Here is a 24566-nt window from a genome sequence, read left to right on the forward strand (position 1 = left end):
CCTCAGAAAAGACAATAGTATAAGTCGTATGACTGCCTCATCTAACCGTTTGGCTGATGACAATGGTCATGTGCGTAGACCTTTTGCTGAAGATATCGCAACTGAAAACAATGCGCCTAAAAATAATGCGACTGAGCCCTCTAATAACGTTGCAACAAACAATGCTACTGAGGGTACAGCTTTTGATTCACAACATCCGTCAACAGCTGATACCTTACCAAGCACATCATCAGTCACATCCTCACTCCCGTCGTCACCCACATCACCGCCACCATTGCCAACGATGGCACCGGTGTCAACACCAGCGCCAGCCAAAAATAGCATATCGGGCGTCGCTAATGATGGAACTATAGGTCAACCCCACTCAAAAACAACTGCGTATAGCGTGCCAGTACCGAGCGCACCAGCTGCCCCAATTGAGCCTGATGAACGCTCACTACCCATCGTCACATCGCTCATTCATTCCATCAAAAACTGGTTTTTCGGTGGTAATCTTGTCGTGCGTGTCGGGGTACTGGTACTACTCATCGGAGTGGTATTGCTACTGCGATTATTAAGTGAGTATGTCGAGATTTCAATTACCACAAAGCTGATAGCCGTCGGTATCACAGGATTAGCATTGTCAGCACTTGGATTGAAGCTCACGGCAAAACGCTTCTCGTATGGCATTACGCTACAAGGTGCAGGCTTAGCGATTGCTTATTTGAGTACTTTTTTTGCCTATAGCGTCTATCAGATCATTCCGAGTGTACCGAGCTTTATTGGGCTAGGGTTATTGTCTGCGATTACGATTGCTTTAGCCGTACGCCAAAATGCCTTTCCTTTAGCGTTATTGGCATTGTCTGGTGGATTTTTTGCACCAATTCTGACCAGTGACGATACGGGGAGTTTAGTCACGTTATTTAGCTATTATCTATTGTTAAATGTCACGATTGCCGTTATTGCTCATTATCGCCCATGGAAAATCCTAAATTTATTCGGTGCATCGGTGACGTTTGGCTTGGCCTACTACTGGGGCGTCAGTGAAAATCTGAGCGCTGTCATAGAGTCGCAGCGTTGGTCACTTGTGATACTGGTTGCATTACATTTACTGCTTTATTTATTTGTCGTCATTCGTTATGCGCAGCAAATCATTACTTACAATACGCTTAATGACCAGAGTCTTAACCATACAGATGATGCAAACATACTAGGACATTTGGACAAAACACCTAAAAGTAATCACCCCTACCTATTCCCCATCGATACCGGACTGCTGTTTTCAGTACCGATTCTGGCTTTTGGCTTATTTGCTGCCTTACTCGATGACATTCCAAATGCCCTAACCTTTACTAGTACAATTTTGGCAGCGGTGTATCTCGGACTAGGCTGGCTGTTTGTGCAGCGTAGTGGGCGCTATGCACTCATTACTGAAGGTATGCTGGCATTGGGTTTTGGGTTTTTAGCGCTGGTAATACCGCTGGCGCTGGATGCTGAGTGGATTGCTTTTGGGTGGTCAGTACAGGGGCTCGCATTGGTCTGGTTTGGCAGGCGCTCCTTACGGTCATGGTCCGTGTTATTTGGTTTGCTTTTACAGCTTGTTAGTATCGGCATGCTCTTGACCACCGCGATATTCTCTATCAAAGACTATCCCGTCTTAGCCTTTAGTGTCTCAGCGATTGCTTATCTGGCGACTGTCTTTATCTTACGCGCCAGCAACTCCCCTACCATGCTCATGACTGAGCTCAATAATAGCAACACTGATGGCAACAGCAATAAGCACAACGCGGCAACTGCCTCAGAGTCGGTTACTCGTTACGCCCGTACGCTTGGTGTCAGCACCCAAGCTGCCCAGCAATGGCTAACCTCTATTGATAATCAAAGCCGCGCATTCAAGCTTGTTTGGCACAGTCCTAGACTAATAAAGTTCCTAACAGTGACTGCTATGGCGTGGGTGTTACAAGTGCTCATACTTGATCTTCATCATTGGTTTGATATTTGGCAGTTAGAGACCACGGTCATTGCGCTAGCTGCACTCATTAGCCTAACGACCTATTGGATGATCAATCGCTATCGCCCATGGGCGGAGATCCGGCAGTTTAGTCGTGGATTGCTACTATTGTTTTGTCTCATGCTAGTGGTACAACTCCCACAAAAGTTTGAGCTCAATTTGACATGGACGCCAGCAGAATGGCTGATATTCGTAGGTTTGATAATCGGCTGGCTCATGATAGGTCAGCTATGGCTAAAAGCATGGTCTGATATCTGCTTTGATACAGGGTCTAATAATAACAATACCTCACGCTATACGGCTATTAGTTGGCTGGGTACTGGTATCTTACTGATTGCTGCCGCTGCGCATTATGGCTTACCAGACTCTGATGGCATCATGGCAGTATTGAGCTCAGTGGTGCTCATTTTGACTGGGCTATGGCTCAGTCATCGTGATCTCAGTCATCGTGATCTCACTCAAAGCGAAAAAAACCCATCAACCAATAAAACTTCACAACAAGGGCTACTGTATTGGTTTGACTGGCAACAGGCACTACGAGGATGTGCTGCGATCTTTGCGCCCATTGCTTTACTTTGGGTTGTCATGACCAATTGGTCTTATGACGGTATAGTTTGGGACATATCTTATTTTCCATTATTCAACCTTTACGACATTACCTCATGGTTGACGCTATTGGTTGGTTTTAGTCTTTATTATATAAGCTGGCGACACCGAGACAAAAACCCTATCCAATCAAGTACAGTCACCAAAACCAAGCAGATATTCAATGCTGGCAGTTTGCTAATAGTACTAGGGTTTATTAGCTTTTGGCTGATATCTAGCATGTTAGTTAGAACGCTGCACGCCTTTATCGGTACACCGCTCTGGGACGGTACTGGCACTCAAGGCGGTGCATGGCAAAGTGAGCAAGTGCAAACAGGACTGACGATTTTATGGACGCTCTTGGCATTGGTCGCCACCATTATGGCGAGTCGCTACTGGCAACGCGCGCTTTGGTTTATGGGTATTGGATTGCTAGGTGTCGTCGTGCTCAAGCTGGTACTGGTTGATCTGTCACAGACCGAAGCGATTTGGCGCGTGATTTCCTTCCTTGGCGCGGGTAGCTTGATACTATTGATTGGTTATCTTGCGCCTTTACCACCAACCACCAAGGAAATAGAAAATAAGAATCAAGAGTAGTGGCGTACCTGGTCAAGCGAGCGGATCAAGTGAACTGGTCAGGTGAAATTGTCCCGTGAATACATGGGTTCTGTAGTAAACTGGCGACTATGAATAAAGACAATGCCAAAAGTTACCAAAATCGCGCACTGTCTTTAATGCAATATTTTATGAATAAAAAGGTTATGAAAGACAATGGATAAGAGAACAAGCATTCAGTGGTTCCCTGGGCACATGAACAAAGCCCGTAACGAAATCAAAGAAATCATGCCGCAGATGGATTTGGTCATCGAGGTCATTGATGCGCGTATCCCTCATAGTAGTGAAAACCCGATGGTTGCAGCACTACGCGGCGAAAAGCCTGTAATCAAAATCCTGAATAAAGCCGATCTTGCCGATCCAGAATTGACCCAAGCGTGGATGGACCATCTTGAGCAGCAAAATGGTGTCAAGGCCATTGCTTGTGATACGGAGAAAGCAGATGACGTCAAACGCATCATCGCCATCTGTAAGCATCTCGTACCCAACAAAGTCGGTACTGGCCGTCAGATCAAAGCGATGATTATGGGCATCCCGAACGTCGGTAAATCAACACTGATCAATACGCTAGCAGGACGCGCCGTGGCAAAGACAGGCGACGAGCCAGCCGTAACCAAGTCGCAGCAGTTGATTAAGCTCGATGATGACATCATGCTCTATGACACGCCTGGTATGCTGTGGCCAAAAGTTGAAAACGAAAACTCTGGCTATCGTCTAGCCGCAACGGGTGGCATCCGTGATACGGCGTTTGATTTTGCTGATGTGGCAAGCTATACCGCTGAGTACCTCATGCACGCCTATCCTGAGCTGCTAAAATCTCGCTACAAAATTGAAGAACTGCCCAAGACTGACTGGGAGTTCTTTGAAGTGGCGGGTCGTAATCGCGGCTGTGTGCGCGCGGGCAACCAAGTCGATACGTATCGCATGTCTGAGATTCTCATCAATGAGCTGCGTAGCGCGAAAATTGGGCGTATGACGCTTGAAACCCCAGCTATGATTGAAGCAGAAGAAATTGTCGTCGCTGAACAACGTCTCGCTGCTGAAGAGAAGCGCAAAGCTAAGGAAGAAGAAAAACGTCTACGTAAAAAGCGTACCCGTCAGAATCGGAAGTAGATCCCTCAACAATATAAGCTTTTATGAATCCATTAATACCCTCAGCAAAAACCATTCAAATCTACCTGCCCACAGGTAACCCTCGTGGGCTGCGTGTCGCTGAGATGACCACGCGCACCGTGCGTCTGATTGAAGTACCGCGCATTCATATTGCAGATTTTTTGAACATGCCCGATGCCAAACGAGTGGGCTTATACTTTTTAATCGGCGATACTGATAGTACGGACAAACCACTACTCTATATTGGGCAAACAGGCGATTTAACCCAGCGCCTAAAAAGCCATAATAATGGTAAAGATTTTTGGACAAGGGTGTTTGTCATGCTCTCAACCAATAACACCATTACCCAGACGCATGCGCTGTATATGGAGCATAAAGCCATTCAAATTGCCACAGACGTTGGGCGTTACGATTTGCAAAATGGTAATAATGGCAGCAAGCCGCACACGCCTGCACCGCTTCAAGCAGACTGCGAAGAACTGTTTCACACATTAGATATTTTACTATCTACCCTCGGACAGCCAGTTTTTGAAGCGATCGGTATTGATACTCCTAATACTGAAGCTTACCAACCAGTGATACCAGATACCTGCCAGTCTCTCCAAGACGCACCAGAAGTCGTACCTAACAAGCAACCAATGCTGTTTTATTGCAAAGCCAAAGACTGCGATGCTCAAGGCTACTACGATAATGATGGTTTTGTCTTGTTAAAAGGCTCCCTCTTTCGCAAAAGGCATACGCCATCATTGGGGAAATGGGCTGTTAACAAGACACACGAGCTGTTAGTAAATGGCAAATTAGTTGAACACAATAGTGATTCTTATCGACTCACAGAAGACCAGCTTTTTAAAACGCCAAGTGGCGCAGCGCAAGCGGTTACTGGCCGACCAACCAATGGCTGGGTAGAATGGAAAAACGGCTCAGGGCAAACACTTAGCGACATTTACCGCTAGTAAATCAACCAGATAATCACCATATAGGATAAACGCTTTGCTTAAGTATAATCAAAGCTCCCTTTACTTAATGTCAATTTTATAAGAGCCTATGACCCAACCTACCGCCATACCCGACACTCCCTTTTCTCAGCCTACAACAGCATTAGACTCTTTCGCTCCACGCCTACTCGATTGGTTTGCCGAAAACGGTCGCCACGATTTGCCGTGGCAACAGCATCAAACCGACACGCCCAATCCTTATATTGTTTGGCTATCTGAAGTGATGCTTCAGCAAACGCAGGTCACCACCGTATTACCCTACTTTGCGCGTTTTATGGAGACGTTTCCGACCGTGCAGGATTTAGCCGCAGCAGAATGGGATACCGTAGCAGAGCATTGGGCAGGACTTGGCTACTATGCGCGTGCACGTAATCTGCACAAAGGCGCGAAGCAGTTGGTCGAGGTAATCGATGAAACAGGCAACTTCCCGCAGACGCTCGCAGGGTGGGAGGCTATTTCTGGTGTTGGTCCATCTACTGCTGGCGCGATCATGGCGATGGGATTACACCGTTACGGCGTCATCTGCGATGGCAATGTCAAACGCGTATTAACGCGCTGGGCGGCCATCGATGGTGACATTACCAAGTCTGCCACGACCAAAGAGTTATGGGCACTAGCGGAGCGCCTGACCCCAAAAGAAAACTCAGGACTGTTTGCTCAAGCGATGATGGATATGGGCGCAACGCTATGTGTTCGCCGCAAGCCTGCGTGCCTATTATGTCCATTGCAAGCCGACTGCTTGGCACATGCAGAAGGGCGCGAGACTGACTACCCCGTCAAAGCCAAAAAACAGCCCAAACCAAGTAAGTTTAGTAATGCATTGCTGATAGAAAATGTAGACGGTGAGATACTATGGCTACAACGCCCTGACAATGGCATTTGGGGTGGATTGTGGAGCTTGCCATTACAGTTTGTAGAAAAAATTGACGGTAAGACAAGTAGTAAAGCCACTGGTAAGACTGATGCTAAAAAACCAGCGAGCGATGATAAATCATCAACTGTGCCAAGTGACGTCCGTAGTCATGAAAAAGTATACGAAGCCGAATTCACCACGGCTGAGCAAATTATTAATGAATGGTTGACGAATAATAAGCTAGCTGCACAATCAGTCAGTAAGTCATTGCTTGATGATGCGCCTATCAAGCACTCATTAACTCATTTTCATTGGTATTTAACCCCACAAAAACTAACGGTCAATGCTTCGCAAATACTAGAGCTCAATGAGAAATTAGCAGCGGCTGAGATTGATTTTAAATGGCTGACTGAACAAACAGCCCAGGATAGTTTAGGACTGCCGCGTGCGATGATTAAGATCTTAGAATAAAAGTCAGTGTAAAAAACTGGTACAAAAAAAGCGACTCACTATAGACAGTGAGTCGCTTTTTTATGATGGCAATGTAAAGGTAGCTGAAACTAAGAATCTTAAGACTTTGGCACACGCAAGCGCATTAGACCTTCTTGCTGCACGGTTGCGACCAGTTTGCCTTCTTGCCAAAACTGACCATGGTTTAACCCTTTCGCATTAGAAGTGGTGTCACTCCACATGTCGTATAGCATCCATTTATTCAGATCAAACTCACGATGAAAATGCATCGAGTGATCGATACTAGCGGCTTGTAACCCACTGGTCATAAAGCTCACGCCATGTGACATCAGCCCCGTGCCAACCAAATAAAAATCCGACGAAAATGCCAATAGTGCTTGCTGAATCGCTACTGGCTGATTCCCAAGCTTATGAATACGTAGCCAGTTTGCCTGTTTGGGTTTCATAGGTTCTGGGCTAATCGGGTTACGCGGCTTAACGGGTTTTATCTCGACATGACGGCGGCGCATAAATCTTGCTTTGAGCGCTTCTGGTACTTTTCCAACATTCTCTTCTTTTAACTCTTGCTCGGTCAGCAAGTCTTCTGGCGGTGGATAAACAGGCATGTCCTCTTGGTACTCAAGCCCTTCCTCCATCGGTGAAAACGAGGCAATCATCGAAAATATCACTTGCTCAACAGGCGGCTTACCACGTACTTCTTTATACTGAATAGCCGTCACTTCGCGTGCAGAGAGGCTGCGACCATCACGCAGACGGCGCACTTGATAGATCACTGGTTGATTGATATCCCCGCCGCGCAAAAAGTACCCATGCAGTGAATGACAGGGCTTGTCTTGCTCCAAGGTATGCGCGGCTGCCATGATCGCTTGGGCAAGCACTTGTCCACCAAATATACGACTGCCCACATAGTCATGGCTTTTGCCTTCAAAGACATCAGGGGTAACTTCAATAAGTGCGATGGTAGCCAGCAGCTCATCGATCAGTTGTGAATTATTGGACATGACGATATGTTTCCTTATTTTTATCAACAACACCCAGCATTCGAAAATAAGCATCTAACCATATCGACGCGATATAACTGCTGCGCTTGCATGTAAAATAACATGAGATCACTTGCTAACAGACACAAGCGATACTGTAGAACGAACATACAACGGTAGCTAACAGAGCCATCGCTACATATTTATTTTCGATAGAAAAGGTAAACATCTTACCCAATATCTATAGCTTTGACTAGCTACTGTCGGCTTACTTGCGAGTGTTGCTTTGCTGTTTTTGCTCAACAAATAACGATTTATCAGTGTGTGTAAGTAGTATGAACCAAAAAAACGAGATGTCTGATAACATCTCGTTTTTTGATGGTTTCAACGATAATACTGCACTATCTATGGCTTGACGGCGACCAGCACACGAATAGAGTCCGGTACCAATGACAAGTTACCAAGCGCTTGCTCGCCTTGGGCCTTGAGCTGTTCTAGACGCTCAATCTCTTCAGGACGTACGTTTGGATTAATAGTTTGCAGATGCTTGAGACGTTTGATCTCGCGCGACCACTGCTGACTAAAGCGGCTACTGGCTTGCTCACCAATCTCAGCGATCTGCGCGCGTGCGATATCTTCAGCTTCATAGTAACGCTGCTCAATCACATCGCTGCGTACCTTGATGACTTGGCGGGCACGGTTTTTGTCCAAACGCTCAATATGCGGCATGATCATATCGGCACTAATACGAGCAGATAAGTCACTGCCTTGCTCACTGATAAAGACGCGGATGTTTTGTGTGGTCAATGTCGCGGGCAAATTAAGCAGCTTTGGTGCGATGGCTTCAACGCGGAAGTTGACCTCTAGCAGTACCATGCCTTGCGGGACAGCAGCGCTTTTAAGCATAGCCACAGTGGTATTACCAAAGGTGCTGGTACTCGCCAGCTCATAGATGGCGCGCATCAACGGATGCTCATGCGTGATAAAGTCGATATCTTCACGCTGCAGCGCTTGCTCACGCTCAAATGTCAATGTCATACCATCTTCATCGCCAAGCGGCAACCCGTCGATATAGTCACTAATCTCTGTGCTGTCGATAGGCGCGATAACCCACGAGCCATCACGCTGGATGTTATGATCGATATTGGCAGAGGCAAAGAAACGCTCAATGAAGTGCGGTAATAGATTGTTGCCATCAAAATCGCGCATAGCGTCAGCGATACGACCAGCGACACGCGGGCGACACGAGTTGTACTCTAACAGACGATCGCGACCCGCTTGCAACTGCGCTTCAAGCCCCAGTCGCGTTTGCAGCGCTTCATCGATAATGTCTTGTAGAATGACATTGTTTTCAGCGGTGTCAGCGCCTTCAAGCATAGGCTTAAGATCTTGAATATACTGCTCTTGTACGCTTTGTGCGGTTGGCGATATTTGGCTAAACATGTTCAGCGCATCGTTATACCAGTGATACAGACGCTCTTGTGCCGTACCCTGCACATAAGGGACATGCAGCATGATCTGCTGGGTTTGTCCGATACGATCTAGGCGACCAATACGCTGCTCTAGCGTATCTGGATTGGCAGGGAGATCCCATAGTACCAGTTGGCTTGCAAACTGGAAGTTGCGACCTTCTGAGCCAATCTCCGAACACAATAGTATCTGCGCGCCTTCACTATCAGCAAAGAATGCGGCGGCTTGGTCACGCTCTAGTAGCGTCATCTGCTCAGTAAAGATAGCGGTTTTTATACCGGCATGCAGACGCAATACCGCTTCTAGGCTCTCTACGGTTGCACCACTACGCGCGATCAACAGCACCTTTTGCTGCTTAAGCTCACCGCGTAGGATATCAATCAACCAAGAGACACGCGGGTCGTCCTCTAACCAGCCACCATCTGGTTGGTTTTCTTCACCCCACAGCTGCTCACGCAATTTGCCATTGGTTTGATAGCTGTCACGCCATGCTTCAGGCAATGGTAGTGGATGCGGCTGGCTACTACGACCATAGAACCCCTTGACACTCTCACGCGTATTACGGAATAAAATACGACCCGTACCATGACGATCTAGTAGCTCGTTGAGCGCATGCGTGCGTAGCTTGTCGTCTTCATTAATCGAAGCCAGCTCATCAATACTGATGTCCAATAGACTACTCAGAGCAGCGATTTGACCTTCATTTAGCGGCTTGTCTTCTATCAAGACACCAGCCACAGCTGCCGTCTCCTCAAAAGCAGCCTGACCATCAATGAACTCATCTAGATCATCAAAACGGTCTGGATCGAGCAGACGTAGACGGGCAAAGTGACTTTGCGCACCAAGCTGTTCTGGTGTTGCGGTCAGCAGCATGACCCCTGGGGTCTCTTCTGCAAAATCTGCCACCAGATCATATTGATCATTACCGCCCTGTGCTTCATCCCAATGCAGATGATGCGCCTCATCAACGACCAGTAGGTCAAACCCTGCATCCATCGCTTGATCATACAAATCAGGATGGTCTATCAATAGATCCATACCTGCGATGATGCATTGCTCAGTGGCAAAGACGTTTTGCTCAGGGTCATGTTCTTTGATAGCAGCCGTACGCACCAAATCAAACAGCGCAAAATTTAGATTAAATCGGCGACGCAGCTCGATCATCCACTGATACTGCAAGCTGTCTGGCACTAAAATGAGCACGCGCTCAGCCTTGCCTGTTAGCAGCTGCTGATGGATAATCATACCCGCTTCGATGGTTTTACCAAGACCCACTTCGTCAGCCAATAGTACACGCGGCGCGATACGCTTACCGACTTCGTGTGCGATATAGAGCTGATGCTCGATAATATCGACACGCGCACCCATCAGACCCTTTAGAGGATGACCTGCCAGTGCTGACTGCATACGCAAGATATCTTGGCGCAGCTCATACCAGTCACCACGTTCGATACGACCAGCAAGCAGACGCTCAAGCGGCTTAGCCAATGTGATATTGGCAGCCAAACGGGTCTCCATGATGCCTTTTTCGTGCTCATCAACGCCGTACTTGAGTACACCCATGACTTCATCGACAGCATTTACGGTGTAGCTTTTGCCATCTTGGTCATAGATGGTATCGCCCACTTTGAACACCACGCGCGATAGTGGCGCAGAGTTTTTTGCGTAGACGCGCGTCTCTTCACTTTGTGGAAATAAAATATGCACACATCGATCATCGACATCGATAACCACACCTAAGCCAAGCTCAGATTCCGTATCAGATAAATAACGTTGGCCAACGGCGAATTCAGTACTGTGCAATGAAGCAATAGAGATAGTCATAGGGCGATGTCTTTTGTACTCAGATAATTAAAAATTAGATAGCAATGGTGGCTTTTGATAGCGATAAGATTACAAACCATGCACAGCATCAGTAAATGTGAATGCAGTATTGTAATCTTGGTAAAATTAGTCTTAAGAAAACCAATAGCTAAGCCATACCATTATATAACGTTAGCGGCTAGATGAGTGCGTTAAGTTGAATTTTCAAGAGGTCGATTGTGATACCCATAATTTTATGAAGACTTCAGACCAAATCAGCCTGGGTAGATCGGTTTATTATATAAATTACTTTGTTTTTAGCCGCTTATGTCTACGGCGATAGCATTTCACGAATTGGTTTTTGACTAAAAATATTAGCGTGCTACATTAAGCCGATAATGATTTATTTGATGAATGCTTATGTAAAGTGATTTGTTCGAGCATTTTCTATATAAAACTGACCTATATGACAACAATAAATCCTATATGACAACAATAAATAAGGAGCAACCATGCAAGCCGTTTTTTTAGACAAAGGTACTTTTTCTGACGGTATCGACCTGCCTGCACCAACAGGCGTGAGCGATTACGTCACTTATAATGACACACCAAAAGATACAGACGTCATCATCGAGCGCTGTCGTGACGCCGATATTATTATCACTAATAAAGTCCACATCAGCGCTGAGGTAATAGCACAACTCCCCAAGCTAAAGCTTATCCAGTTGACTGCTACTGGCATGAACAATGTCGATCATGACGCTTGCGATAAGCATGACGTCACACTTTATAATGTCGCAGGTTACGCGGTAAAAAGCGTCCCTGAGCACACCTTTATGCTGATGCTAACTGCCTTGCGTGCTGGCATTCACTACCATCAAAAAGTCGCTGATGGTACATGGCTAGCAAATGGCAATTTTTGCCTGCTAGATATTCCGCTGATAGACTTGGAAGACAAGACGCTAGGCATCATTGGTATCGGTACGATTGGCAAGCGCGTAACCGAGATCGCACGTGCTTTTGGCATGACAGTACTCTGGGCAGAGCATCAAGAGCGCACTCCTCGTAGTGATGAGTACACTGCATTTGATGACGTGCTAGCACAGGCTGATGTGATAAGCCTGCATTGCCCGCTAAACGAGCAGACCGAGCATCTCATTAATAAAGACACTCTGGCAAAAATGAGCAAGCAACCACTCATCGTAAATGTGGCTCGTGGCGGTGTGGTCGACAGTCAGGCATTGACCGACGCGATTAACAAGGAACAAGTTATCGGTTATGCCAGTGACGTGTTCGAACAAGAGCCTATTGCTAAGGACGACCCACTGCTCAGTCTCAGTGACCATCCGCGTGTTATCTTTAGTCCGCACAATGCTTGGGGCAGTAAAAGCGCACAAGAGACTTTATGGCAGATGTTGAGCAAACAGGTGGCTGAATTTATTGACAGTCACCATTGAAAACGAACATCAATAGCGACTGTCATACACTGATTAGCTACTAATGACTAAACCGCAACCAGTCGTCTTTTATTTTGCGGTATTTAAGCATGACATGATCGCTAAGATAGTTATTGGTCACGTACCACGGGTAGCGATCGCCTTGCTTAGGCAGTCTGTCTGTGGCGCGCCTGACATATCCAGATGACAGCGAGCCCATCACAGTGTCTGTCTGAGCACAGGCAGTAGCTTTCGCCGTCTCTGCTTGTGGCAATGCAACTTGGTAACGGTTTTTATGCATGTAACTCAGTAGCCTGACCAGATACTGACACGCCAAATCGATTTTTAGCGTCCATGAAGCATTGGTGTAACCGAACAAAGCCGCCATGTTAGGTATGCCCTCAATCATGACTGCCTTATACGTCATGCGCGTGCCGATATCGATAGCTTGACCATCGATATATACCGCTGCGCCGCCCAGCATTTGCAGTTTCAAACCCGTTGCAGTAACGATGATGTCAGCATCGAGATGCTCTCCTGATTGCAGCAGGATACCAGTCGTGGTAAAACGGTCGATCTGATCGGTCACCACCGCTGCACGTTTGCCTTGCAAAGACTCAAATAAATCACTGTCTGGTACGGCGCATACTCGTTGATCCCAAGGATCATAGTCAGGCATGAAATGCTCGACATCAATATCGCTACCTTTTAGCTCTTTTTTTACGCCACTCTTGAGTACAGCTCTCATCAGCTTGGGTGCGTGAGTCGCTAATTTATATAACCCTTGCTGCCGTAGCACATTACGTGCACGTAGCGCTGTATAAGCTTGCTCTTTTGACAAGGGTGAAAATTTACCTGATAGCCAATCCATAGCATAATCATCGCCTGGCACACTCGCCACATAAGTTGGCGTCCGCTGTAGCATCGTGATGTGGCGTGCACACTGATCACTATCTTCGTCCACCATCGCAGGCAGTAGCGTCATGGCAGTCGCACCGCTACCGATGATGACTACTTTTTTGTCGTGATACTTTAGATCATTCCAGTGCTGTGGATGGACAATATGCCCACGGAAGTCCTCTTCGCCATCAAAATGAGGTCGATACCCTTGCTCATAGTCGTAGTAGCCCGTAGCACCCACGACGAACTTTGCTGTTTTGACAAATACCTCTCCGCTGGCATGATTTTTTATGGTTGCTGTCCATAACTGATCAATGCTCGACCATGCTATCTGCTGGACTTCATGCTCGTAGCGGATATGATCTGTAATACCAAACTCGCGCGCCGTATCAGCGATATAACGCTTAATATCGCCCCCTGCTGCCAACATTCTATAATCTAGCCACGGCCTAAAGTTATAGCCAAAGGTGAGCGCATCGGAGTCAGAACGAATACCAGGATAAGTAAATAAATCCCACGTACCGCCAAGATCAGCACGTTTTTCTAGTACGACAAAGCGCTGCGAGGTATTTTTCTTATCGACTGATTTATTTTTCTTTTGCTTTTTTGCGCTTTTTTGGCCAAATAAGTTTGTGTGCTGTAGTTGCTGTAAACGGCAAGCCATGCCAATACCGGCGATACCGGCGCCAATAATCATGACTTCATAATCGGCTGGCACATTCAATTTTTTGCTTTTACGTCTAAGACGTTTTTTGATACCTTGTGCGGTGTTGTTAAGCATGCTCTCATCCTTGTGTGCATAGCTGATGCTATGTGACTGACTTTGAGGCCATAGCTGTTATGGCCTCTATTCATTTCCCTTTACAAAATCTAACGCTCTAAAACACAGAATCTAACGCCCTAAAACGGACATGGGCTTTCCCAATCCATCCAAGCACCCAATACTGGATGTTTTAACCGTAATTGCTGCGCATGTAAGTTTAGCCTTGGTGCAATCTTGAGTGCCGCACCTTCAGCATAAATCGGGTCACCAATCATCACGTGACCTGCATGGACCATATGTACGCGCAACTGATGACTGCGACCCGTCACCGGTTTGAGCATCACTCGAGTAACTGCTTCACCATTACACATTTCGTGCGCTATGACTTCATACAATGTTAATGCATGTTTTGACCAGTCGTGATCGACGATATGACGCGGTTTGGTAGTCGGCTCATAACGCACTGGCACGGAGATCTTACCCGTTGCACCCACCTGCTCCCATTCGCCAAAGACCCGCGCTTGATATTTTTTTTGTGGTAGACGCTCAATAAACTGCTTACTGATATTGGTTTGGGCTTCTGCATTTTTTGCAAAAATAAGCAGTCCTGATGTATCCATATCTAATCGATGAATCAGTTTGACCGCTGGATTGGCACGCGCAAGCCGAGCGAGCAGACTTACCTTTAGCGTTTTGCCATCGACACTTAGCAGCCCTGCTGGTTTATCAACCACCCAAATATCATCGTCCTCATAAACAGTAATTTCTTGTGCAAAATTCTTGAAAAACTCGAGCGGGTAAGCATTTTCTTGAGCGTTAAGGGCATTGACTTCTTCATCGGTAAAAGGCATAAAATTAACTACTTATGTAAATTGGATTAAATATGTGATTTTGATTGATGTCGTTTTGATACGCTAGCGCTGTGGTTACTGTGCTCAAAATATTGTTGTTTGATACCGAAAGCAACCGCTGCTATATGACTGGCAGGTGCTTAAAGAAATGCATTATTGTCACAATGGTTATAGCAAGTAACAGGGAAAACCTAAGCAGTATTATTTTGTCTTGATTTATTGTGCTAATCGTAATTGTTAAACAATTTAACCAGCCTGCATCTGTCAAGCATGAGCAAACATGTTAATATAATGGCACATTTTCACCCCTTCTAAACAATTCTTTAATCATCAATCGATTCATTATTAAATCAATATGCACGTCGATACGTGATGATAGAAGTTACAAAACAAGAGAGATAAAATTATGTCAGACATTATTGTACATACTACCGACACAGACTTTGATCAAGACGTTCTACAATCAGACGTGCCTGTACTGGTAGACTTCTGGGCACCATGGTGTGGTCCTTGTAAAGCCATTGCCCCTATTTTAGAAGATCTAGCAACTGAGTACCAAGATAAAGTTAAAATCGTCAAAGTAGATGTGGACAACAACCCACAAGCAGCAAGCCGTTTCGGTATTCGCAACATCCCAACGTTATTTGTATTCAAAGACGGCGAAAAGGTTGACTCAGTAATGGGTCTACAACCAAAAGCTGAATTGGCTAAAGTCCTAGACAAGCATTTATAAGCCGAATGCAGTTGCTCTAAACTATTTGGGGCAAATAAGTAGAACACGTGAAAAGCCATTATCTGAATCAGATAGTGGCTTTTTTGCTTGTTTTTTGTGCAAAAAACTTGATTATACGAATTTTTTGGCAAAAATTATTGACAATGCTATTGTGAAGACCGTATAGTCTGCTGACAAGAGAAAACCAACTGTTTTCCTAGTATCTTGTCGCTATTCTCCTCGTGTTTATCAACAAAAACACAATCGTCATTATAAACACCATTGCTGAACAAAATGACTAAACGCAATTACTGATATTGAGTTTTTGACGCAGACTCTTATGTAGCCTTTTTTATCCCTATTTCTTAAGACCTTGCATCTACCGATCGCAATGCGTCCATAAGCAGACATGCATAACCAAAACTACATAAACCACAGCGCTGTACAACTACCCTCTATCCTCATATTACTGTTATTTTAATCACTGTCGTGATTTGTGCTGCTAATGGCATCTCTCATCTGATCAATTGCTAATGACCTATCTATGAATCTAACTGAATTAAAGAAAAAATCAATCTCTGAGCTATTGGCTATCGCCAAAGAAATGGGTCTTGATAACATGGCGCGTAGCCGTAAACAAGACATTATCTTTGCTATCCTAAAAACTCACGCTCGTAATGGCGAGGCTATCTATGGCGATGGCGTACTTGAGGTTCTTCCTGATGGCTTTGGCTTTTTGCGCTCATCAGAAGGCTCTTATTTAGCAGGTCCTGACGATATCTACGTCAGCCCTAGTCAGATCCGCCGCTTCAGCCTAAAAACTGGTGACAGTATCGCTGGTACGATTCGCCCACCAAAAGATTCTGAGCGTTATTTTGCGCTTCTTAAAGTCGGCGAGATCAACTTTGATACACCAGACCGCTCACGTCATAAGCTTATCTTTGAGAACCTAACGCCCCTATTCCCAACTGAGCAGCTAAAACTTGAGCTTGGTAACGGTACTACTGAGGATTTGACGGGTCGTATCATTGACCTAATCGCTCCGATTGGTAAAGGTCAGCGCTCTATCATCGTCGCACCGCCAAAAGCAGGTAAAACGATGTTATTGCAATCTATTGCTCAGTCCATCACTCGCAATAATCCTGAATGCTACCTGATTGTACTTTTGATTGATGAACGTCCAGAAGAAGTCACCGAGATGGAGCGTACCGTGCGCGGTGAAGTGGTTGCCTCGACCTTTGATGAGCCGCCACAGCGTCACGTACAAGTGGCTGAAATGGTCATCGAAAAAGCCAAGCGTTTGGTTGAGCATAAGCAAGACGTGGTCATTTTATTAGATTCGATTACTCGTCTGGCGCGGGCTTATAACACCGTCATACCGTCATCAGGTAAAGTCTTGACTGGTGGTTTGGACGCCAATGCTCTAGAACGTCCAAAACGTTTCTTCGGTGCTGCGCGTAACGTCGAGGAAGGCGGAAGCTTGACGATTATTGCCAGTGCATTGATCGATACTGGTAGTAAAATGGACAGTGTTATCTTTGAAGAATTTAAAGGAACGGGTAACCAAGAAATCACGCTTGAGCGCGACTTGGCCGAAAAACGCGTCTTCCCTGCGATTAATATCAAAAAATCTGGTACGCGCCGCGAAGAGCGTCTATTGGATGAAGATAAGCTGCGTAAGGTATGGATCTTGCGTAAACTACTACAGCCAATGGATGGTGTCCAAGCGACTGAGTTCTTGTTAGATCGTCTCAAAGAAGCAAAAACTAATGACGAATTCTTTGAGCAAATGAAGCGCAAATCACAGCATTAATTTGCACACACTTTGCTAGCGCTGTTTTTGTAGCCAACTCAGATTAAGACCACTACTAGGTGGTCTTTTTTTGCTTATCTAAAACTCAGCGTACTCGCTATCATACTATTACTATTACTATTACGTCAGTTATGTCACCTAAGAAGGTATCAACACGATAAAGTGTCAATATAGAAAAACACTAATATAAATAGGTGATCATACGTGTAAGTGCCAGCTTGATGATACAGTCTGGCAACATCGATTACATTTTATTTGCAAAGTTTAGCGTTTTTACTACGACCAATAAGTTGTTAACCGACTATTATGGCAGACAGTAGAAATATATTTGAAAATACAATGGGTACTACTTTCTAAAAGTTCTGTATTCTAACTTGACGACTCAATAGGTGATAATATGAAATTTGCTAAAACAATCGCAATGACTGCAATTACTAGTTCAGCACTAATCATGACTGGCTGTAACTCATACGGTGGCATGAGCAACACTGCTAAAGGCGCAACTGCTGGTGCTGCTGCTGGCGCACTTATCAGAAGTAAAGGCGACAGCAAAGATATCGCTCGTGGCGCGTTAGCTGGTGCAGCTATCGGCGGTGCTGGTGGTTATGTTCTTGATAACAACTAATAGTACTTTACTTTGATATTCTCTGACTGTTAGGTTGGTAATATCAGATACAAGATATTAAAAAAGCCTGCAATCAATTGCAGGCTTTTTTAATGTCTTTATTTTAGTGTTATATGTGAGCTGTGGTGTTTACGGTTTAGTATACGTCGCTTTTAGCTCACGCTACTGATAGTTCTAGAGCGCACCACTAAAGGTGTCGCAAGATTGTACGTTACCGCTCTCTAGACCACGAGTAAACCATTCCACACGTTGTTGACTGGTGCCGTGAGTGAAGTTATCAGGAACAACTGCCCCGCCGCTAGCTTGTGCTAGACGATCATCACCGATTTGACTGGCAGCATTCACAGCTTCATCAATGTCACCTGCTTCTAAGAACTGTACGCGCTCTTGATTACGCTGCGCCCATACACCCGCAAAGCAATCTGCCTGCAGCTCTTGTAATACTGATAATTTATTAGATTGTGCTTGCGTGACTTGCTGACGAGCTTCGTTAACTTGCTGACTGATACCAAGTAGCGTCTGCACATGGTGACCGACTTCATGTGATATGACATAAGCCTGCGCAAAATCTCCTGCTTTGCCTTGGTTCTCTTGACTACCTGACCCTTGCTGATCTCCTGAGATACCAAGGTTCTGACGCATCTCTACAAAAAACGAGGTATCTAAATAGATTGTTTGATCACCAGGGCAATAAAATGGACCTGTCGCTGAACTGGCACTACCGCAAGCTGAGCTGACTTGACCATTAAAAAGAATTAGCGAGGGCTCTTTATAAGTACTACCTCCTTCATTGAATATCTGATGCCATACTTCTTCTGTATCCGCCAGTACCACTTTTACGAACTGTGTATCCCGATCAGTACTGGTCGCAGGCTCGGTAGAGGTCCCATTACTACCACCACCAGCAACCACCTGACCTGTTTGTAATGCGGTCATTGGATTGACGCCAAAGACTAGCCATAAAATTCCAGCAATAATAATACCGCCAATACCGCCGCCTATCATCTTACCGCCACCCTTACTGGATTGTACGTTAGAGCTACCTCGTCTGCCTTGCCATTTCATAGTTTGTTCCTCAAATATACGATATCTATAGTCATTCGTATTGGTTATTCATTATGTGATACAGTTTTTAGTACAAAGTTTCCAATTGGTTTTCTGTTCAGCCATCTGATATTTTCGTTAGATACTCTAAAACGAGCGATTCTAAAATACTTCAGCTGTCTTCGTCCCTCATAGTCTCAAGAACTGATATATTTTCTTATACTACTTATAGGTAAAACGCCAAGAATAATCAAAAACCATGGTGAATATTAAGCACCTAACACTTTCTTGAGTAGGCTGATGTCATTGATTATACGTCGATTAATTTTATTTGTTGTATTAAAAATACTATCAGTTAGACAAAGTAAAATATTATTGAAAATATTATTGTTACTTAATTGTACAGCCTATTCCTATTTACATAGAAAACATATAGAATGCGTGAAAGCTGAGTAGCTGTAACTGAGACTAGTTGGATTCTGAGAAATCTTGGAATTCAGCCTTTGTTGCTGCTACTGCTCATTTCATTTTTCCGGAGAAAACCTTATGAAACTTAAATTACTTGCTCTAGCTGGTATCATGACTGCAACTATGGGCTTAACTGCTTGTGATAGCAGCAAAGAAAACGCTGCTGAAGATCTATCTGACGCACAAGAAGAAGTGCAAGACGCATCTGAAGAGCTAAACGAAGCTGCTGCTGAAGGCGAAATGACTGCTGATGCTGAAGCTGCTGTTGTTGATGCTGAAGCTGACATCGCTGATGCACAAGCTGCTACTGCTACTGACGAAATGGACGCTGAAGTTCCTGTAGACGGTACGACTACTAGCATGGACGTAGCTAGCGAAACTGATACTGCTGCTGTTGAAGCTTCTGACGAAGTAGTAGTTGAAGAAGCTCAGTAATTTATTGTTCATACAATAGATACACTGTAGTAAAAAAAAGAGAGCATATGCTCTCTTTTTTTATGTCCAAATTATGGTGTTAATATCGCATGCTGTATCTAGTCTCGGCTGCTATAGCGATATCAGAACTATATATTATAACACTGATATAAAAGACCACAGTAGATGCTCTATAAAGTAATAATAAACGCTACTAGAGCATCATTTGAGCTCCTACTAAACAACACATCAAGTATCAAATAAACGCTCATCGACTTTTTGGCGAAACTTTTGTCCCGTTTTAAAAGTAACAACGCGGCGAGCAGATACAGCAACTGGCTCCCCTGTCTTTGGGTTACGACCGGGACGGCTGTTCTTATCTTTAAGCTCAAAGTTGCCAAAGCCTGATAGCTTGACCTCTTTGCCATCAATCAAACTATCTGACAGCTCATCAAAAAAGTTCTCTACCAAACAGCGGCCTTCTTGGCGTGTTAGGTTCAGGTGACTCATCAAGTGCTCAATCATGTCAGATTTGGTTAAGGTGCTCACAGTACGACTCCTATGCTATGTCGTGATGTCGAATATCATGGTTTAGCGGTATGAGGTTAAGAGTAGTCATTATAAAGGTTTTTTGACTGCTTTTTAACACAGTATGCATTAAAATCCTTTATTAATAACGACTTAACGTATTCTATAAACAAAAAAGGTTATAGATAATGGTTTTACGAATAACAATGCTCTATAGCCTAATAAGTAAAAGGCTATAGAGCACTGGGTGTTTTAAGTACTAAAAATTAGCTATCGCGTAACTGCGCTGAGTGCTGCTCTGTTAATGCCTGTACGACATTGTTCGTAGCAGTCTTTACAGCGTCATCAGATAGGGTCTGAGTACTGTCTTGCCATATCAATGCAAACGCCAATGAACGCTGACCTGTAGGCACGTTATCCCCTTGATACACATCGAACAGCCACAAATCAACCAACAAGTCCCCTGCCGCAGCTCTCACCGTTGACTCTAAGGTCTGCAAACTGATATCACTGTCAACTAAGATAGCAATATCACGGCGTACTTGTGGAAACTTACTTGGCGTGGTGATCGCATGCTGCTCACGAGCCATCGTTAATAGCGGTGCTAATGACAATTGAGCAACCCATGTCGTTGGCAAATCTAGTTGCTTTGCCGTACTTGGATGCAGCTGACCCAACCAACCGACGTATATATCATCGATATACAACTCAGCGCTTTGGCCAGGGTGCAAGAAGCTCAGCGTGCTACGCTCGTAGCGGATACGGGCGCTATCGATTTGTGCTGGTAATAGCTGCTCAACATCATGCTTTAGGTCATAGAAATCTAAGGCACGGTTTTGATACGCTTGCTCACTCCATATATCACCAACGGCAACTAAAGCAATGCTTGGCGTTTGTACCAACTCGCTAATACTTTGTCCAACAAAGCTAAGACCTGTCTCAAAAAAACGTACACGCGGCTGCTGACGATTCAAGTTGTATTGCACGCAAGGCAGTAGGCTCGATAGTAACGTACGACGCATCACAGCCAAATCACTAGAGATAGGATTTGCCAGTGCCAATACCTCCCCTAGCGCCTCATCATCAAGTAATGCTTCTAGTTTTGCATCACTAAAGCTAAAGCTGATAGCTTCCATATAGCCATTATCAACTAATGCCAGCTTCATCTGATGCGTCAAATCTGCAGTATCGTCATAATCCATGCTGACTTGCAAATGTGGCAATACGCTTGGAATATTGTCATAGCCATAGATACGAGCGATTTCTTCGATTAAATCCTCGCGGATACTCATATCAAAACGATAAGATGGCGGTATGCAAACCAGTTCATCACTCTGCTGCGTGACGTCAAAACCCAATTGAGTCAAGATACGTACCATCTCTGATGGCTCAATATCAATACCAATGACATCACGAACTTTTGCGATTGGCAATGTAATTGGCGCGCGTGCTGGGAGATGCTCGAGAGTCTCAACTGTTACTATTTGACCTGCTTCGCCGCCCGTGATGCTAGTGATCAGATCACAAGCACGTGCCAACGCCAGCTGTGGTAATTCAAAGTCGACGCCACGCTCAAAACGCTGCGAGGCATCAGTATGTAGACCAAAACGACGTGCGCGTGCAGCGATAGCAAGCTGATTAAAGAAAGCACTCTCTAACACAATGTTGGTGGTGCTATCCGTGACGCTACTGCGCTGTCCACCCATGATACCAGCTAAGGCCAAGGCACCTTTATCATCAGCAATGATGAGCTCATCACCCGTCAAGGTAACGGTTTGCTCATTGAGTAAAGTAAGGGTTTCAGACGGTTGTGCCAAACGTACAACGATATCACCGACGATGGTATCAGCATCAAACGCATGTAACGGTTGCCCCAACTCCATCAACACATAGTTGGTCACATCGACTAAAAAGCCATGCGAGCGTAGACCTGACTGTACCAACGCATCTCGCATCCATTTCGGCGTCTCAATGCTGCGATCGATATTGCTAATCGATTGTAACAAGTATCGAGGACATGCTTCTACTGCATCAACGGTTACCGCTGGTGTTGTGCCATTACTAGAAGCGACTATGTTGTCAGGAATCGCTGGTATTTGTACAGACAAATCATTGATGACTGAGATCTCACGAGCAATACCGCGAACGCTAAAGCAATCACCACGGTTTGGCGTGATAGAGATGTCCAGTATTTGATTATCCAGACCTAAGTATTCACGGATATCAGTACCGATTGGTGCATCTTCAGGCAACTCAAGCAAGCCATCGATGTCATCGACCAAGTCAATTTCAGAAGCGCCGCACAGCATGCCATTTGAGGCCACACCGCGTAGCTTGCTCTTTTTAATCTTAAAACCTTTGCTATCGTCACTTGGTAATACCGCACCGACAGTTGCAACGGGTACTTTCATACCGACGGTCACATTGGGCGCACCGCAGACGATTTGTAATGGCTCAGCAGCGCCGATATTTACCTGCGTCACACGCAGTTTATCTGCATCTGAATGCTGCTCAACACTGATGACTTCACCGATAACCACACCACTAAACTCACGGGCAACGGCATAACGATCATCAATCTCAAGCCCTGCCATGGTTAGCTGCTCGGCCAACTCTTCACTAGTATTGTTGGGATTTACCCATTGACGTAGCCACTGTTCGCTAATTTTCATAAATATCTCGGATCAGAATTTTATAATAAAGATGTTGGAGTAAAGCTTGGCAAATTAACTTGCTATATTAACAAGGGGCACTTTTATATCAACAAAAGCACTCTAGCCAAATTGCTTTAAGAAGCGCACGTCATTTTGGAAAAATAAACGTAAATCATCGATACCGTAATACAGCATCGCAAAGCGCTCGATACCCATACCAAAAGCAAAGCCAGTATATTTGTCGCTATCGATACCGCAGTTGGTCAATACTTGTGGGTGCACCATGCCGCAGCCCATTACCTCAAGCCATTTGCCGTTATCATCCAAGATATCTACTTCCGCAGACGGCTCAGTGAATGGGAAAAACGAAGGACGGAAGCGCACGGTTAGCTCTTTGGCAAAAAACGCTTCTAGAAACTCACTGATCAAACCCTTTAGCTCAGCAAACGTGCTCGACTCGGTAACCATAAGTCCCTCTAGCTGATGGAACATTGGTGAGTGGGTTTGGTCTGAGTCATTACGGTACACACGGCCAGGACAAATAATACGAATTGGTGGCTCGTTTTTTTCCATGGTACGGATCTGTACCGGACTGGTATGCGTACGTAATAGATAATGCGCATCAAAATAAAAAGTATCATGCATCGCACGTGCAGGATGATGCGAGGGAATGTTTAATGCTTCAAAGTTATAGTAATCACTCTCAACTTCAGGGCCGGTTGCGACATTAAAGCCTGCTTGAATAAAATACTGCTGCATGCGCTGAGTAATCATCGTTACTGGATGCAAATGACCTTTTTGACCACCGCGAGCGGGTAAAGTAACATCAATACTCTCACTCTCTAACTTGGCGTTGAGCGCAGCCACTTCTAATTGCTGCTGTTGATCAGTAAGTGCTTGCTGAATGCGACTACGCACTTGATGCAACCAGCCGCCATAGATCTTTTTATTATCGGCATCGAGTTTACCCATTTGCTTTGACCAACCTGTCAATGGGCTTTTTTTACCAGTCAATTGCACACGTAAGTCTTGTAGTGTACGCGCATCAGTTACTTGCACAATCAAAGCTTCAGCAGCACTCGCAAACTCAGTAAGTTGAGCCTCATTGAGCTCACTTAGCTCTGAAGACAAGGTCGGTAACGCCGACAAGTCGTTGGTAGCAGCAGGGTTAGTCATAAGACGCATTATTCCTGATTTAAACGGACAATTAATTGTAGGGATTTGACCAAATATTGCAAACCATTTATCCAGTTATATTCATATACAGAATGTACAGAGAGACTGGCTATTAGAATGGCTTGAATATTTAGTCGATGATAAGCGTATTTACTGTCGATACAGTCTCAACATCGATTAGGCATGGAATAATTTAATATAAAAAAAGCCACCGACCAGCGGTAGCTTCTATTAATATCATACTATTAATCAATATTAGTCCTATCCGTTTAGATAACTACTTATAAATAATTATTTAAAAGCATCA

General features: G+C 44.9%; 17 protein-coding genes. 9 read left to right on the forward strand and 8 right to left on the reverse strand.

Annotated features, from left to right (window positions below; genetic code table 11):
• Positions 1 to 28 precede the first annotated feature (28 nt).
• The 4 genes from ACTXGL_RS10135 (at position 29) to mutY (ending at position 6622) form a co-directional block, all read left to right on the forward strand.
• Positions 29 to 3172: a DUF2339 domain-containing protein gene (locus ACTXGL_RS10135; RefSeq protein ID WP_443526662.1), complete on the forward strand. Its 3144-nt coding sequence runs from the start codon at positions 29 to 31 to the stop codon at positions 3170 to 3172.
• A gap of 174 nt (positions 3173 to 3346) precedes the next feature.
• Positions 3347 to 4303 (forward strand): ribosome biogenesis GTPase YlqF, encoded by a 957-nt coding sequence (ylqF, locus tag ACTXGL_RS10140; protein ID WP_443526663.1) that lies wholly within the window; start codon positions 3347 to 3349, stop codon positions 4301 to 4303.
• A 23-nt stretch (positions 4304 to 4326) separates the two neighbouring features.
• Positions 4327 to 5256, forward strand: coding sequence for a GIY-YIG nuclease family protein (locus ACTXGL_RS10145; RefSeq protein WP_443526664.1), 930 nt, complete (start codon positions 4327 to 4329; stop codon positions 5254 to 5256).
• Positions 5257 to 5347: 91 nt separating this feature from the next.
• On the forward strand, positions 5348 to 6622 hold the full coding sequence (mutY, locus tag ACTXGL_RS10150; protein WP_443526666.1) for an A/G-specific adenine glycosylase: 1275 nt from the start codon (positions 5348 to 5350) through the stop codon (positions 6620 to 6622).
• A gap of 98 nt (positions 6623 to 6720) precedes the next feature.
• Here mutY and ACTXGL_RS10155 read toward each other — a convergent pair whose 3' ends face one another.
• Together ACTXGL_RS10155 and rapA are read right to left on the reverse strand one after the other, a co-directional pair.
• On the reverse strand, positions 6721 to 7623 hold the full coding sequence (locus ACTXGL_RS10155) for an acyl-CoA thioesterase (protein ID WP_319051593.1): 903 nt from the start codon (positions 7621 to 7623) through the stop codon (positions 6721 to 6723).
• A gap of 384 nt (positions 7624 to 8007) precedes the next feature.
• Positions 8008 to 10896, reverse strand: coding sequence for an RNA polymerase-associated protein RapA (gene rapA, locus ACTXGL_RS10160; protein WP_443526668.1), 2889 nt, complete (start codon positions 10894 to 10896; stop codon positions 8008 to 8010).
• Between the two features lie 491 nt (positions 10897 to 11387).
• Here rapA and ACTXGL_RS10165 point away from each other — a divergent pair, with 491 nt between their 5' ends.
• Positions 11388 to 12332, forward strand: coding sequence for an NAD(P)-dependent oxidoreductase (locus ACTXGL_RS10165; protein WP_443526669.1), 945 nt, complete (start codon positions 11388 to 11390; stop codon positions 12330 to 12332).
• Positions 12333 to 12372: 40 nt separating this feature from the next.
• Here ACTXGL_RS10165 and ACTXGL_RS10170 read toward each other — a convergent pair whose 3' ends face one another.
• Both ACTXGL_RS10170 and ACTXGL_RS10175 read right to left on the reverse strand, forming a co-directional pair.
• Positions 12373 to 13929 (reverse strand): flavin-containing monooxygenase, encoded by a 1557-nt coding sequence (locus ACTXGL_RS10170; RefSeq protein ID WP_443526817.1) that lies wholly within the window; start codon positions 13927 to 13929, stop codon positions 12373 to 12375.
• A gap of 182 nt (positions 13930 to 14111) precedes the next feature.
• Positions 14112 to 14825, reverse strand: coding sequence for an RluA family pseudouridine synthase (locus ACTXGL_RS10175; RefSeq protein WP_443526670.1), 714 nt, complete (start codon positions 14823 to 14825; stop codon positions 14112 to 14114).
• A gap of 406 nt (positions 14826 to 15231) precedes the next feature.
• Between ACTXGL_RS10175 and trxA the strand changes: the two genes are divergently transcribed.
• The 3 genes from trxA to ACTXGL_RS10190 all read left to right on the forward strand — a co-directional run bounded on the left by trxA (position 15232) and on the right by ACTXGL_RS10190 (position 17975).
• Positions 15232 to 15558, forward strand: coding sequence for a thioredoxin (trxA, locus tag ACTXGL_RS10180; protein WP_443526672.1), 327 nt, complete (start codon positions 15232 to 15234; stop codon positions 15556 to 15558).
• Between the two features lie 523 nt (positions 15559 to 16081).
• A complete protein-coding gene (gene rho / locus ACTXGL_RS10185) occupies positions 16082 to 17350 on the forward strand; it encodes a transcription termination factor Rho (protein ID WP_319051599.1) in 1269 nt (422 codons plus the stop codon).
• A 397-nt stretch (positions 17351 to 17747) separates the two neighbouring features.
• Positions 17748 to 17975, forward strand: coding sequence for a glycine zipper 2TM domain-containing protein (locus tag ACTXGL_RS10190; RefSeq protein ID WP_058023542.1), 228 nt, complete (start codon positions 17748 to 17750; stop codon positions 17973 to 17975).
• 174 nt (positions 17976 to 18149) lie between these two features.
• Here the strand turns inward: ACTXGL_RS10190 and ypfJ are convergent, their stop codons facing one another.
• Entirely contained in the window at positions 18150 to 19040 is an 891-nt protein-coding gene (ypfJ, locus tag ACTXGL_RS10195; protein WP_443526673.1) for a KPN_02809 family neutral zinc metallopeptidase, read from the reverse strand.
• Between the two features lie 525 nt (positions 19041 to 19565).
• Here ypfJ and ACTXGL_RS10200 point away from each other — a divergent pair.
• Positions 19566 to 19922 (forward strand): hypothetical protein, encoded by a 357-nt coding sequence (locus ACTXGL_RS10200; RefSeq protein WP_443526675.1) that lies wholly within the window; start codon positions 19566 to 19568, stop codon positions 19920 to 19922.
• A gap of 228 nt (positions 19923 to 20150) precedes the next feature.
• Here the strand turns inward: ACTXGL_RS10200 and ACTXGL_RS10205 are convergent, their stop codons facing one another.
• The 3 genes from ACTXGL_RS10205 to pheS form a co-directional block, all read right to left on the reverse strand.
• Positions 20151 to 20450, reverse strand: coding sequence for an integration host factor subunit alpha (locus ACTXGL_RS10205; protein WP_058023539.1), 300 nt, complete (start codon positions 20448 to 20450; stop codon positions 20151 to 20153).
• A 245-nt stretch (positions 20451 to 20695) separates the two neighbouring features.
• Positions 20696 to 23101, reverse strand: coding sequence for a phenylalanine--tRNA ligase subunit beta (pheT, locus tag ACTXGL_RS10210; protein ID WP_443526676.1), 2406 nt, complete (start codon positions 23099 to 23101; stop codon positions 20696 to 20698).
• A gap of 102 nt (positions 23102 to 23203) precedes the next feature.
• On the reverse strand, positions 23204 to 24259 hold the full coding sequence (gene pheS, locus ACTXGL_RS10215; protein WP_443526678.1) for a phenylalanine--tRNA ligase subunit alpha: 1056 nt from the start codon (positions 24257 to 24259) through the stop codon (positions 23204 to 23206).
• Between the last annotated feature and the right edge of the window lie 307 nt (positions 24260 to 24566).

Origin of the sequence: Psychrobacter sp. T6-6, from assembly GCF_052258185.1 — a bacterium.
GTDB lineage: Bacteria > Pseudomonadota > Gammaproteobacteria > Pseudomonadales > Moraxellaceae > Psychrobacter.